The sequence below is a fragment of the Treponema brennaborense DSM 12168 genome (assembly GCF_000212415.1).
Classification (GTDB): Bacteria; Spirochaetota; Spirochaetia; order Treponematales; family Treponemataceae; genus Treponema_F; species Treponema_F brennaborense.
In genome coordinates, this window is record NC_015500.1 from 899,761 (window position 1) to 913,758 (window position 13,998).

The following is a 13,998-nucleotide window of genomic DNA, read 5'->3' on the forward strand; positions in this document are numbered from 1 at the left end:
GCGGACAGTTTGAAGTTGACATTGCGCAAAAAATACGTGTGCGTTGCGGCAGCCGTTGCCGCGGTGGGAGTCTCTTTCGCGATCTTTTCCGCGGTTTCCCGGCATTCGATCAGAACGGGGCAGGGCGGTTTTGAAACCGCTTTTATGCCGATCATGCAGGACGGTCAAATCGTTACCGACGGGGACGACGTTTCCGCCGATATGGTTTTTCCCGAATCGGACGTTTCCGTTTCGGACGGTTCTCTTTCCTATTCCGTATATCGGGTGAAATCCGGCGATATGATCGGCGTTATCGCCGAACAGTTCGGCTTGACGCAGGATACGATTATCAGCGTAAACAATATCAGACAGTCGCGTCTGCTTCAAATAGGGCAGTATTTGAAAATTCCCTCCATGCCGGGAATTTTATATACCGTGCGGGAAGACGGCGAGGTGCTTGATTCGGTTGCGCAGAAATATCGCATTTCCGCTGAAAAATGTGCGGAAGTCAACAACGTTTCGCTTGAAACATCCCTTTCGGCGGGAACGACGCTGTTTTTGCCCGAAGCCGAGCTGGATTGGGTTACCCGGCAGGAGATCAACGGCGATTTGTTCAGCCGGCCGCTCAAAACCAAATATTATTTTTCATCGTATTACGGCTGGCGGCAAAGTCCGTTTACCGGTGCCCGGTCGTTTCACAGCGGTATCGACATGGCCGCTCCGCGGGGAACTCCCGTTTACGCGGCGCTGAGCGGCACGGTCGTTCAGGCGGGATGGAGCAATACGTACGGAAACTATGTCCAGATCAAGCACCATTCCGGTTATCAGACGCTGTACGGTCATTTGGATAAAATTCTCGTTTCAAAGGGTGCCTACGTGTATACGACGACGAAGATCGGCTTGGTGGGCAGTTCCGGTTTAAGTACGGGAAACCACCTGCATTTTACCGTTTATAAAAACGGCAAAACGGTGAATCCTCAAAATTTGTGGAACTAACGGCGCACGCTTCGGGCGGCGATGCCGGAGTTAACGGAATCCGCCGCGCCGAAACCGGCAAATGGCCGGCGTTATGCAAATCGCTGCGGCGGCGTTACGACCCAGAACGCTTTAAGCGGTGAGTCCCCGATATTTATCAATGTGTGCGGCGACGATGCCGAAAATGAAACGCTGTCGCCCTGTTCCAAGTCGTACGCGTGCGATTCGTATTGAAGTTGGGCTTTTCCTTCTATTATAAAGCCCAATTCCCGTCCCATGTGTCCGTAGGAACCGCGGTGAGTTTTGCCGTTCGCCGGAATCCGTATCAGATACGATTCAAGGGCGTGTTTGCCGTCGCTTTCCGTCGGTTTTGCCAATTCTTCGTATATTACTTCGGCCTCTTCTACAGTGCGCCGTTCGTTTGCACGAATCACCTGTACCGGGCGATTCCGGCGGTATTCTTCAAACAGGAATTCAAGGTTGATATCCAGTACGTCCGCCAGCATCAGCAGCGTGTCGATTGCCGGTGAAACTTTGTTCCGCTCGATCTGCGATACCAGACTTTCGCTCACACCCGCGCGCTGCGCGACTACTTTCAGCGTATATCCTTTGCGCTCCCGCACTGCCCGAAGTTTTTCACCGAAACGGTAGGGAACCCGTTTATTTTGCGTAGATGTCATTGTATTGTTTCTCCTTGTTTTTTTCGAGTATGAACCGCATGTAATGATCTTCAAGGGTATTGTGCGGACCATTCAGATTGAGCCGTTTGCGCGCGCGCGCATTGTCGCGGCGAACCGTATACAGCATATAAAAATCACGGATATCGGAATTGATATCGGTTTTGATTTCCTGTTCCAAAAACGACGATATTTCGTCACGGCCGATAGCGGAAATACCTTGTTCCCTCAGTGTGGTTCTGAGCGTCTGTATCTGCTCGTATGAAAGTCCGAACAAGAATTCTTCCATAGCTTGTGATACGTCCCGATCGCCGAGGCGGGCTTTCAGAAACGCGTTCCACTGTTCGTCCAGCTGAATGGACAGCAGCAGCAGCTCGCTGGTTCCGACCATCGTTCCGAACGCGGGCGCAAGATTTCGCCGTGCTTCCCAAACCGCTTGCAGAACCGGCGCCGCGTCCGATACGTTCTGATCGTTGCGGTGTTCCCACAGAATTATCAGTGCGAACGCAATCTGCCGCCGGATATCGATCGGGATGGACATGTCGTCTATCAGGTTCATGTACACGTCTTCCGCCATCAGGGTAAACATGATGATACTGGTCGCCGTTTTGAACGCTTGCACTTCCGAATAATCGAGTCCGGAACTTTCTGCGATCCGCGTCATCGACGAAAACGTATGATATTTGACTACCAGAAATCCTTTGCCGAGCGTCGCTTTTGAGGGCAGATGAAGCATTTTATCTCCGTCCCGATGTATCAGCAGCGCTTCAATGAGCGTGTATTGCGTCCGGGTTTCTCCCATGATGATTTGCCGCTGCAGCAGCGACGGAAAATGCGCAATGCTCGTTGCAAGGCGTTTCATATCCGCAATTCGGTTCGTAAGTCCTTCAAGCGTTTCCGGTGAAACGGTTTGGAGCTTGTTCAGCAATTTTTTAACCAGTACGGATTCTTTATCCGTCAGTACGACGATATCGGTAGAAAAATCCGAATCCTGATTTTTCGATTCACCGTAGAATTCTTCTATATCGACCTGAGTAAATTCGTTTTGTTTTTTTAAAGTTTCATTTATCACAGTATTATCAGTATATCATATTTTACGCGGATTGCAAGTAAGTACTTGACAAGATGAATAATTATGCATATGATATGCATATGAATACAGTTTTTGCAGTGCTGGTAGTCGTCCTCGTCTCTGTCGTCGTGCTAAAGTGCGGTTTAGTACAGGAGGATTTGTATATGCAGCGCAATTACTGAAAAATGCTGTGCAGACAAGACAAGCCCTCCGTAAGGAGGGCTTTTTTTATGCGTATCGCGCCGACGCGCGGAATTTTTTAGAGGAGTTAGCATGATAGAAGCAACCGGAGCTCGGATTATAGTGCAGCTGTTGGAACGGCAGGGGATTACGACGGCAGCCGGAATTCCGGGCGGATCGATTTTGCCGCTGTACGACGAACTGTCGCGCAGTTCCATCACCCACGTTTTGGTCCGGCACGAACAAGCGGCCGGATTTATCGCTCAAGGTATCGCGCGGACGACCGGGCTGCCCGCAGTCTGTCTTGCGACCAGCGGTCCGGGAGCCATGAACTTATTGACTGCGATTGCCGACGCGCGCTCCGATTCAGTGCCGCTCGTTGCGATTACCGGGCAGGTCAATTCCTCCCTCATCGGAACGGACGCGTTTCAGGAAGCCGATACGTTCGGACTTTCGTTTCCCATTACGAAACACAGCGTTATGGTCAAGTCTCCCGAAGAACTGCTTCAGGCAATCCCGCAGGCGTTTGAAATAGCCGCTTCCGGGCGTCCGGGGCCCGTGCTGATAGACGTTCCGCGCGACGTTCAAACCGCAGTTTGCCGGTTCGACTCGTGGCCCGAACCGGGAAAGCGCTATCGCCGCGCGGCGCGCTTTCGGTCTGAAGGCGCCGAGTTTGCGCGGAAAATCGATGCTTTTGCCTGCGCGCTGCACGAATCTTCCCGACCCGTGCTGTACGCCGGCGGCGGCTGCAATTCTCCTGAAGCGGCCGCGGGTATAGCGGCACTGCTGGAGGTATTCCCGATGCCGGTCGTATCCAGTCTGATGGGAATCGGCTGTGTGCCCGAATCCCATCCGGTATGGTGCGGTATGGTCGGAATGCACGGCTGTGCGGCAGCGAACCGCGCGATGTACGATTCCGATCTGGTTTTGGCCGCCGGCGTCCGCTTCGACGATCGGGCAACCGGCATCGTACGGGAATTTTGTCCCGATGCGCAGATTTTGCATATTGACATCGACGCGGCGGAAGTAAACAAAATACTGCCGGCGTCGATTTCCGTGATTGCCGACTGCGAATCGGCGCTGCCCGCTTTGGCGCAGCGCGTACGGGAATATGCAGAAACCGAAAGCGGCCGCAGCGCGCGGTCGCACTGGCTTGCTTCCGCGGCCGGCTCGTATCGTTCGGAACGGGCGCGCGTTCCGGGCACATCGGCTTGCGGCGTTTACGGAAAACACGGGCCCGTTCCGGCAGCTGCCGGAAGTACCGCTTCGGAATCCGTCGTTTCGGAAAACGCCGGCCGGCTGCCGGATCCTCGTGTATTTATCGCCTCCGTGCCCGAACTCGCCGGTCGTGCGGGAATTTGCGCTTCGGATATTATCGTTACGACGGACGTCGGGCAGCATCAGATGTGGACGGCGCAGTATTATCCCGTAGAAAAACCGCGGCAGCTTTTGACCAGCGGTTCGCTCGGAACGATGGGCTTCGGGTTACCGGCGGCGATCGGTGCCGCGCTTGCAAATCCGGGAAAACGTGTGATCTGTTTTTCAGGTGACGGTTCGATCATGATGAACGTTCAGGAATTGGCGACGCTTGCGGAGCAAGGACTTGACGTTACGGTGATCGTACTGGAAAACGGTTCGCTCGGTATGGTTCGCCAACAGCAGGAATTCCTGTTCGCAAAAAATTATTCGGCGTGTCTGTTTTCAAAACAGCCCGATTTGGTGCGCATCGCTTCCGGCTTCGGTATTCCCGCGGCAGACGTGCAGTCTGATCCGCTCTGGTATGAAAAAGCGTTCCCCGCGGCCGGCGGCGGGCCCCGGTTCGTGCGGTGCAGAATTTCCCGGGATGAAAACGTGTATCCGTTCGTTCCCGCCGGCAAGCCGAACATCGACGCCATTCTGAATTAGGCGACGGGTTCCCGGTGCAGCTTTGCAGTGCGGATTTAGGCAGCTGTAACAGTTTTGCGCGCAGTGCATAAAAAAGCCGCAGAATAACACTGCGGCTTTGCGTTGAGATTTTGCAGTGCGGCTTTCGCCGCATTTTTCAGTACGCCGGAGCGTCAGTTTTTCGGAAACTTCGCTTCAAATTCTTTCAGAATGGCGGAGGTCAGCGGGCGGGCGTCGATATCCGTCAGCACCTTTTTGTTCCGATAGAAGTCGATGAGCGGCGCCGTCTGTTCCCGATATACTTCAAGGCGGTGCGTGATCGCTTCGATTTTGTCGTCGTCGCGAATATAGAGCTCGGCTTTGCACGAATCGCATATGCCTTCGTGCGCCGGAGGCATGAACTTAACGTGGTAATTCTGTCCGCAGTTTCTGCAGACGCGCCGGCCCGACAGCCGCTCCACAACTTCTTTATCCGCGATGTCAAAGTTTACCACCGCGTTTACCGGAACAATTCCTTCAAGCGCTTCCGCCTGCGGAATGGTGCGCGGAAATCCGTCCAGAATAAATCCTTTCTGCGCGTCGGGCTGGGACAGCCGCTCGCGGACCAATTCTATCGTAATATCGTCGCTTACCAGTGATCCGGCGTCGATGATAGCCTGAACTTTTTTTCCGAGCGGAGTTTGAGCTTTTATCGCCGCGCGGAAAATTTCTCCGGTCGAAATATGAGGGATATTATATGATTCTGCGACTTTCGCAGCCAACGTACCTTTACCGGCGCCCGGCGGTCCTAAAAAAATAAATTTCATGACGGAAGCTCCTCTTATTTTGTGCATACATTTTACACTATTTCGGGCGATATGTACAGTGAAACTGTTGACAGTGAAATTATTTGCACTGCCGGAACTTACATCACCGGCAGCTTAACTAACCGAAACAACGACTCCCTTTTTTTCAGATTCCCGTTTGGTAAATTCCGCGTAGGTAAACGTTATGAAATTTTTTATTTCAGCCCGTTTTTCCTCAGGCAGATCGATCATCATGTGCAGCAGGGGCCGAAACTCCGCGTATAGCGGCGGCAGGTATTCGTCGTCGGGACGGGGGGAATCGTTTTGCCCCGTAACCAGATATTCGACGGATACGTTCAGCGCCTTTGCGATCCTGACGGCAATTTCCGCATTCGGAACGGTTGCCCGGCTTCCCAAATAACAATCAAGCGACGGTTTGGGAATTCCCGTTTTTGCGGCTAATTCTTTGACCGTTAAAAGCTGATAATCCAATTCGTTTCGTAAATTCCGACGGAAAGAACTCATAAACGCATGATAATGCAAAATCATTATTACCGGCTTGACAATAATGATATTTCATAGTATTTATTAAGTGATAATGATATATCATTATCAACTTCGGTTTCTGTTAAAAGAATTACGGTTCGCCATTCTGTTACCTTGTTTCGGCGGGAACGTTTGGTTTTATAATTTTCTCTTTCGGGCGGTACGTCGTTTGCAGCCAGGCTGTCCGCGGCTCGGCTCCTTCGCCTCGGTGCGTCAACCGTTCCGGTTTCCGCACGCTTCGCCCGCTCCCATCCTGCGCAGCCGTAACCTTGCGCACGTAAACGCTTTATGCAGCCGTTCGGTTGCCGTTATCGGCAGATTCGGAACCAGACTGTGGCCTTTATCCCGGTCACAATTTTTAAAACAATTTCTTGCCCTTACATCAGAGTATACAATGCTATTGGAACCGATTGGAAAAAACACAGCGCCGGCAATAGCTGCAGCCGCATTACAAGCTGTTCAAACGGCACACTTGTAACATTCGGTGTAGTTTCTGTATCTCCGGAAACGGGCTATGGTTATATGAAAACAGCAGGTTCCGGTTCTGTCCTGAAACTTGCACAGTTTGTTGAAAAATCAGACTTGCCTGCCGCAACAGAATATCTTGCAGACGGCAGCTATTATAAAACAAATGTGGCAGAAATCAAAGAACTTTTTTTATTCGTGGCGAACAGAGATTTTGCCGCTATTTAAGAAATATGTACTGAGTTTTGCTAGCGGATATTTTTTGTTTCAGATATATACTCCGCTGATGCATTATTTTCATGGACCGATATTGAGTAGAAAAGTCGGTATTACAATGAGTCTTGTTACAGCAATGTTTTCTTTTAGCAATATTTGGATATATACAATTAGACTATTCAAACGTTTCTGATAGGCTATAGCAGGCTTTTTTATAATAACAGAATCTTGTTTAGGCGTTCAGAAAAAATGTTTTATCTTAATAAAAATGTCTGAAAAAATTACAAAAAATACAGTCATATCATCCCTGATTTGGAAATTCTTGGAACGCGGCGGAGTACAAGGAGTTCAATTTATTCTGTCTATTGTACTTGCGCGGCTTGTTACACCTTCTGACTACGGTGTGATTGCGCTGCTCCTCGTTTTTGTACAGATTGCGAATGTATTTATTCAAAGCGGATTCAATACTGCTTTGATTCAGAAGAAAGACAGCGATGACGTTGATTTTTCTTCTATCTTGTATTTGAGCCTGTTTATTTCAGCTGTTTTATATCTGCTGCTGTTCTTTATATCGCCGATTATTGCAGAATTTTATAATCAGCCGGTTCTAAAACCGCTTTTACGGGTGATTTCAATAACGCTTTTCTTCGGCGCAGTGAACAGCGTTCAGAGCGCATACATTTCAAAGACTATGCAGTTCAAGCGGTTCTTTTTCAGCAGTATGGGGGCTGTAATTGGTTCCGGTATTCTCGGAATTATCCTTGCATATTTTGGCTTCGGAGTATGGGCGCTTGTTTTTCAGCAGCTTTCCAGTGTATTTCTGACCTGTGTGATTTTATGGTTTACCGTAAAATGGCGTCCAAAACTGTTGTTTTCCTTTGAAAGAGTGAAGCAGCTGTTCGGCTTCGGCTGGAAACTTCTTTGTTCGGCTCTGCTTGATACAGTTTTCAGGAATATCTACAACCTTGTTATCGGACGTTTGTATTCCAGCAGTCAGCTGGGAGTCTTTAACAGAGGGCAGCAGTTTCCTCAGGTCATTGCATCAAATCTTGACGGTTCCATACAGAGCGTGATGCTGCCGACTCTTTCCGCAAACAATGATAATGTTCAGGAAGTGAAGCGGATAACGCGGCGTTCCATAAGTACAAGCGCCTATATTCTTATGCCGTGCATGTTCGGACTTGCAGCTGTTGCCGAGCCGCTGGTAAAACTGTTGCTTACAGACAAGTGGTTGCCGTGTGTACCGTTCCTGCAGCTTGCCTGCATCAGCTATGCCTTGTACCCGATTCATACAGCTAATCTTACGGGAATAAACGCGCTTGGAAGAAGCGATATTTTCTTAAAGCTTGAAATTATAAAAAAGATAGTAACGGTTATCAATCTTGTCATAACAATTCCCTTGGGGATCTATGCGATGGCTGTTGGACAGGTCGTTTCCGGTTTTATTTCGACGTTCATAAATGCATATCCAAATAAAAAGTTGATGGGATATTCATATATAGAGCAGTGGAAAGATCTTCTGCCGTCTTTTCTGCTTTCCATAGCAATGGCCGCTGCCGTTTGGAGTATTCATTTTATTCCGATGATGACGGTTGTTCTTTTAATTTTGCAAATTTTGGCAGGATTCGTAATCTACACTCTGCTTTCAAAATTATTTCATCTTGAGTCGTACGAATATTTTGTAAATACAATCAAAGGTTTAAGAAAGTGAAAGAATGCTATTTATCAACAGAATTTCATCCTGTAAAGAAGCAGAGGGATTCTAATATAGAATTGCTCAGAATCCTGATGATGCTCGTGATTATTGCGCATCATTATGTTGTAAACAGCGGTATCTATCAGTGTATAATTAATACCCCCCCCCCCCAGTCAGATAGCAAGTGAATTCAACACAATATTTGCACTGGTTTTCGGCTGGGGTGGAAAAACTGCTATAAATGTGTTCGTTTTGATTACCAGCTATTTTATGTGCAAGCAGGATTTCAAATGGAAAAAAGTGATAAATCTTGTATTGGAAATAATTTTATACAGGTGGGTAATTTCAGGAATCTTTTTACTTACAGGTTATGAACAATTTTCTTTAAAAGAATTTTATAAAACAATTTTTGTAATACCTTTTAATTTTGGAAAAGGATTTACTTCATCATTTTTGGGACTGTATATACTTATTCCATTTGTAAACAAGTTTATACTGTGTTTAGATAAGAAAAGTTTTGAGAAATTGATTATAACGCTTTTAATTCTTTTTACAGGATTATCATCATTCTTATTAAATACCGCTTTTGAATATATTGGTTGGTATATAACAGTTTATTTTATTGGGTGTTACATCCGTCTGTATGAAATGGAATGGATGAAAAACAAAAAAACTACAATATTGCTATGCGTGGGAACTCTGTTACTTTCGTGGTTGAGTATTGTAGTAATCAGGATTGTATCTGTAAAAATAAATAAAAATCTTCTTTACTATTGGTTTGTTTCGGATTCAAATAAGATTCTTGCTATTACAACTGCAATAGGATTGTTTCTTTATTTTAAGAACATAAAAATTGGATCAAATAAAGTAATAAACATAATGGCTGCATCAACTTTTGGTGTTCTTATGATACATGCCTCTAGCGATACGATGCGCAGATGGTTGTGGCAAGATGTCTGCAAAAATGTAGAGGCATTCACATCAAATAAATATTTTATACTCCACGCGTTTTGTTGTACTTTGTCAGTTTATTTTATCTGTATGTTTATTGATGTTTGTAGAAAATATATTTTTGGAAAAATAATTCAAATGATATCTAAAATGGAAAAATAAATATGACCGAACAAAAAACAATAACCGTAACGTCCCCGCTGTTGCCGGATTTGAAAGAATTTGAGAAATATCTTGAGGATATTTGGAGTCGGAAGTGGCTCACAAACAACGGATTCTATCATAAGGAGCTGGAGAAAGCTCTGTCGGAATATTTGGGCGTGCCGTATCTGAGTCTTTTTACGAACGGAACCCTGCCTTTAATTACAGCGCTTCAGGCGCTCAGAATAACCGGAGAAGTTATTACAACACCGTACAGTTTTGTAGCTACAACACATTCTATCTGGTGGAACGGAATAAAGCCAGTCTTTGTTGATATTGATGAAAAAACGGGAAATATTGACCCGGAAAAAATAGAGGCAGCAATCACTCCAAAAACTACTGCAATTATGCCTGTTCACGTTTATGGAACGCCTTGCGACACAAAACGGATAAAGGAAATTGCCGATAAATACGGGCTGAAAGTGATTTATGATGCTGCACACGCCTTTGGCGTAAAGGTGAACGGAAAATCAATTTTGGATGAGGGCGATGTATCCACGCTCAGTTTTCATGCGACAAAGGTATACAACACTATCGAAGGCGGTGCTCTTATCTGTCATGACGAGGCGATGAAAAAACGGATTGATTATCTGAAAAACTTCGGTTTTGCAGATGAAGTTACCGTTGTTGCGCCGGGAATAAACAGCAAGATGGACGAAATCCGCAGTGCTTACGGGCTTTTAAACTTGAAGCAGGTTGATAAGGCTATAGAAAGCCGGAACTCGACGGCAAAAAAATATCGTGAAGGCTTAAAAGAAGTTGAAGGAATTCGCTGGCTTGAGGATATAGAAGGCGTAAGACACAACTACTCGTACTTCCCGATTTTTATTGACAAAGAAAAATATGGAATGAGCCGGGATGAACTTTATGCAAAACTCAAAGAACACAATATTCTGGGAAGAAGGTATTTTTATCCGCTTATAAGTGAATTCAGCACATATCGTGGTCTTGAATCAGCTGCCCCGGAAAATCTTCCTGTTTCAAATAAAATGGCAGAACAGGTGTTGTGTTTGCCGATGTATGCATGGTTATCTGATGAAGATATTGGGCGAGTAATTTCAATAGTGAGGAAGTAATGAAAAAGTTGATGATTCTTGGCGGTTCACGTTATATTTTACCAGTTATTGAAGCTGCGCACAAATTAGGATTATATGTAATAACTGCAGATTATTTACCGGATAATGTTGCGCACAAGCATTCTGACGAATATGTTAATGTTAGTATTATTGACAAAGAAGCAACATTAGAAGCTGCTAAAAGACTTAAAATCGATGGAATAATATCTTTTGCTTGTGATCCTGGTGTTATAACGGCTGCATTTGTAGCAGAACAGATGGAACTGCCGTTTCAAGGCTCATACAAATCAACTTGTATCTTGCAGGATAAAGGATTATTCAGACAGTTTCTTGCTGATAATGGTTTTAATGCGCCTCATGCAAGACGGTATACAAACATAAAAGAAGCAGTTGAAGATGTGAACTTTTTTACATGGCCTGTTATTGTAAAACCGACAGATTCTGCAGGAAGTAAAGGAGTTACAAAAGTTGATTTCCCTGAAAAGCTCGAAGATGCTATAAAAATTGCCTTAGGGGGCTCTCATAACGGAGCTTTTATTATAGAAGATTTTCTTACTTTTGAAGGACATCATTCAAGCGCCGATTCTTTTACGATTAACGGTGAGCTTAAGTTTGTGACATATTCTGATCAATTATTTGATAAGGATGCAGAGAATCCGTATACACCAGCTTTTATTATCTGGCCATCATCTATGAAAGAAAAATATCAAGAGGAACTTACTAAAGAAACTCAAAGGCTTATGACTCTGCTTGATATGAAAACTGGAATTTACAACATTGAAACCTGTGTTTCTAATGGCAAACCATATCTGATGGAAATTTCACCGCGCGGCGGGGGCTGTAAAATCGCAGAATTACAACAAATGGCGTTTTCTAATACATTGATAGAGAATGAAATTAGAAGTTCTATAGGAATGCCCTTAGTGGAGTTACATCAGACTGACTGTAATGGTCATTGGTGTGAAATGGTAGTTCACGCAGAATCTGGAAAAAGCGGTACTCTAAAAAAAATATGGGTCGAAAAGGAAATTGAAGAAAAATATCTGAAGCTTACTGATATAACAGCAAAAGAAAGAGATAAGGTCTTACCTTTTACAGGTGCTAATATGTCGTTAGGAGATATGTTCTTTAGGTTTGATACACGGGAAGAACTTGATGATGTAATGTCAAAATCAAGAAAATGGCTTCATATAGAGTTGTCATAATAATAGTATTGATACAGATATTTAGGTAGTGGTGTTATGAATTTGAATACAAAAGATTATTTTCAGTTTTTCATAGAAACAGTGTCTTTTGATGAAGTATTTGAATTTGTTATTCAAGCAAAAAAACACTACCCATATTTACTAGAAGGAGTACAAATAGAATCGTTCTGTAAGAAAATTTCTTCTCTGGCAACATTTGTTACAGTAAGAAATGAATCTGATAAACTTATAGGATTAATTGCTTTTTATATGAATAACAGTAATTTTTTGTATATAACTTTAGCTTGTGTTTTAAAAGAATATCAAGGTAAAAAATTGTTTAAAAAAATGTTTTTTCTTTTAGAAACAAAGGCTAAGTGTCAGAATTATCCGCTAGTACAGTTGGAAGTAAATAAAACTAATGAAAAAGTAAAGGCTCTGTATGAGCATTCAGGGTTTATTCAAATACTAGAAAAGGATGAATCTCTGATTATGCAGAAAAAAATTAATATTTGTGAAGTTTCTGAGTATAGGGGGGGGGGGTATATAAAACTTTCTTAAAGACTCATCTTTGTTCAATTTATATAAGTCAACAATCTCGGAGATGCGTATGAAAGAGATTGGTGGCTATTTAGAATTAGAACTGTCCAGTGGAAAAGAATATTATTCAAATCTGATATCAGTTAATACTGCAAGAAATGCATTTGTTTATATAGCTAAAGCAAAAAAAATCAAGAAGGTTTTTCTTCCATATTTTTTATGTGATTCTGTATCTGAGGTGTGTGAAAGAGAGGAAATCAAATACTCGTTCTATCATATAGATAGACAATTTAAACCCATTATTGATTTTTTACTTGGAGAAAATCAATATCTCTATATTGTTAATTATTACGGTCAGATATCAAACAAAGAAATCAGAGAATTTAAAACAAAGTATAAAAACATAATAATAGATAATGTTCAAGCATTTTTTCAGGAACCAATAGAAAAAATAGATACTATCTATTCTTGTAGAAAATATTTTGGTGTTTCTGATGGTGCTTATCTTTCAACAGAAAAGAGATGTCAGGAAAATATAGAAACTGATATTTCAAAAGACAGAATGAAACATATCTTAGGCAGATTTGAAAGTAGTGCTTCTGATTATTATTCTGATTTCCATAATAATGACGAGTCTTTTAAGGGATTACCGTTAAAGTATATGTCAAAACTAACTCACAATTTATTGAGTCAGATTGATTATCCTAAAGTAATGCAAAAGCGAAATGAGAATTGGTCATTCTTGAATAAACAATTAAAATCAAAAAATAAACTTGATTTGATACAGACAGGAGCTCCTTATTGCTATCCATTCTATATAAAAAACGGAATAAATATAAAAAAACAGTTATCTACAAAGAAGATTTATATACCAACCCTATGGCCTAATGTGCTTAATCAGGAAAACTGTATAGAAAAGGATTATGCAGAAAATATTCTGCCGTTACCAATAGATCAACGGTATGGACTTGAGGAAATAACGTATTTGCTAGAGGAGTTGATGAAATGTATAGGTTAAGGGAATTAGCAGAAAAGGATATAGAAACTATAAACAAATGGAGAAATGATAAAAGGCTAATAGATTTATTAGGAGCTCCATATCGGTACATAGATATAAATACTGATAGCGAATGGTTCCAAAATTATCTCAAAAATCGAAAGACTACAGTTAGATGTTCTATTGTTGATGAAGACGATAAACTTTTAGGTCTTATCAGTTTAACTGATGTAGATCAGTTAAATCAATGTGCTGTACTGCATATAATGTTAGGAAGTGAAGCCTCTTTTGGAAAGGGAATAGGTACTTTCGCAATAAAAGAAATGCTTAATCATGCATTTAACAATTTAAACCTAAGACGCATAGAATTATCAGTATTAGAAAGTAATTCAAGAGCGATTCATGTTTATGAAAAGATTGGATTTGTACAAGAAGGAATAAAAAGAGAATGCGTTTTTAAAAATGGTAGTTTTATAAGTATGAGAATGTATGCAATGCTAAAAAATGAATTTACGGCTGGAATAACAATTTAATACGAATTGCCAATAGCATAAAATTGAAATACGGTAGAATC

Annotated in this window: 14 protein-coding genes; 10 read left to right on the forward strand and 4 right to left on the reverse strand. The window is 43.2% G+C overall.

What is annotated here, in order from left to right; translation table 11 throughout:
• Positions 1–9: 9 nt before the first annotated feature.
• Positions 10–975: a M23 family metallopeptidase gene (locus TREBR_RS03695; RefSeq protein WP_013757886.1), complete on the forward strand. Its 966-nt coding sequence runs from the start codon at positions 10–12 to the stop codon at positions 973–975.
• Between the two features lie 71 nt (positions 976–1,046).
• Here the strand turns inward: TREBR_RS03695 and TREBR_RS03700 are convergent, their stop codons facing one another.
• Positions 1,047–1,634 carry a helix-turn-helix domain-containing protein gene (locus TREBR_RS03700; RefSeq protein ID WP_013757887.1) on the reverse strand — a complete coding sequence of 196 codons (588 nt, stop codon included), beginning with the start codon at positions 1,632–1,634 and terminating at the stop codon, positions 1,047–1,049.
• Positions 1,615–2,703: a hypothetical protein gene (locus tag TREBR_RS03705; RefSeq protein WP_013757888.1), complete on the reverse strand. Its 1,089-nt coding sequence runs from the start codon at positions 2,701–2,703 to the stop codon at positions 1,615–1,617. The genes TREBR_RS03700 and TREBR_RS03705 overlap by 20 nt, the downstream gene beginning before the upstream one ends.
• Positions 2,704–2,976: 273 nt before the next feature.
• Between TREBR_RS03705 and TREBR_RS03710 the strand changes: the two genes are divergently transcribed.
• Positions 2,977–4,788 carry a thiamine pyrophosphate-dependent enzyme gene (locus TREBR_RS03710; RefSeq protein WP_013757889.1) on the forward strand — a complete coding sequence of 604 codons (1,812 nt, stop codon included), beginning with the start codon at positions 2,977–2,979 and terminating at the stop codon, positions 4,786–4,788.
• A gap of 152 nt (positions 4,789–4,940) precedes the next feature.
• Here TREBR_RS03710 and TREBR_RS03715 read toward each other — a convergent pair whose 3' ends face one another.
• Both TREBR_RS03715 and TREBR_RS03720 read right to left on the reverse strand, forming a co-directional pair.
• On the reverse strand, positions 4,941–5,573 hold the full coding sequence (locus tag TREBR_RS03715; protein WP_013757890.1) for an adenylate kinase: 633 nt from the start codon (positions 5,571–5,573) through the stop codon (positions 4,941–4,943).
• A gap of 114 nt (positions 5,574–5,687) precedes the next feature.
• Positions 5,688–6,077, reverse strand: a complete 390-nt coding sequence (locus TREBR_RS03720) for a helix-turn-helix domain-containing protein (protein WP_041610612.1) — start codon at positions 6,075–6,077, stop codon at positions 5,688–5,690.
• 354 nt (positions 6,078–6,431) lie between these two features.
• On the opposite strand from TREBR_RS03720, the gene TREBR_RS14535 reads away from it, so the two are divergent.
• The 8 genes from TREBR_RS14535 (at position 6,432) to TREBR_RS03755 (ending at position 13,957) form a co-directional block, all read left to right on the forward strand.
• Positions 6,432–6,791 (forward strand): sugar phosphate nucleotidyltransferase, encoded by a 360-nt coding sequence (locus tag TREBR_RS14535; RefSeq protein WP_215904833.1) that lies wholly within the window; start codon positions 6,432–6,434, stop codon positions 6,789–6,791.
• A 256-nt stretch (positions 6,792–7,047) separates the two neighbouring features.
• The gene (locus tag TREBR_RS03725) at positions 7,048–8,490 is read left to right on the forward strand and encodes a lipopolysaccharide biosynthesis protein (protein ID WP_013757892.1); all 1,443 of its coding nucleotides are present in this window, start codon (positions 7,048–7,050) and stop codon (positions 8,488–8,490) included.
• Positions 8,491–8,727: 237 nt separating this feature from the next.
• Positions 8,728–9,588, forward strand: coding sequence for an acyltransferase family protein (locus TREBR_RS03730; protein ID WP_156786594.1), 861 nt, complete (start codon positions 8,728–8,730; stop codon positions 9,586–9,588).
• A gap of 2 nt (positions 9,589–9,590) precedes the next feature.
• Positions 9,591–10,703: a DegT/DnrJ/EryC1/StrS family aminotransferase gene (locus TREBR_RS03735; protein WP_013757893.1), complete on the forward strand. Its 1,113-nt coding sequence runs from the start codon at positions 9,591–9,593 to the stop codon at positions 10,701–10,703.
• Complete coding sequence (locus tag TREBR_RS03740; RefSeq protein WP_013757894.1) at positions 10,703–11,908, forward strand: ATP-grasp domain-containing protein; 1,206 nt, start codon at positions 10,703–10,705, stop codon at positions 11,906–11,908. Before TREBR_RS03735 ends, TREBR_RS03740 begins: the two co-directional genes overlap by 1 nt.
• A 36-nt stretch (positions 11,909–11,944) precedes the next feature.
• Positions 11,945–12,448, forward strand: a complete 504-nt coding sequence (locus TREBR_RS03745; RefSeq protein ID WP_013757895.1) for a GNAT family N-acetyltransferase — start codon at positions 11,945–11,947, stop codon at positions 12,446–12,448.
• 49 nt (positions 12,449–12,497) lie between these two features.
• Positions 12,498–13,445: a hypothetical protein gene (locus tag TREBR_RS03750; protein WP_013757896.1), complete on the forward strand. Its 948-nt coding sequence runs from the start codon at positions 12,498–12,500 to the stop codon at positions 13,443–13,445.
• On the forward strand, positions 13,433–13,957 hold the full coding sequence (locus TREBR_RS03755) for a GNAT family N-acetyltransferase (protein WP_013757897.1): 525 nt from the start codon (positions 13,433–13,435) through the stop codon (positions 13,955–13,957). Before TREBR_RS03750 ends, TREBR_RS03755 begins: the two co-directional genes overlap by 13 nt.
• Positions 13,958–13,998: the final 41 nt, after the last annotated feature.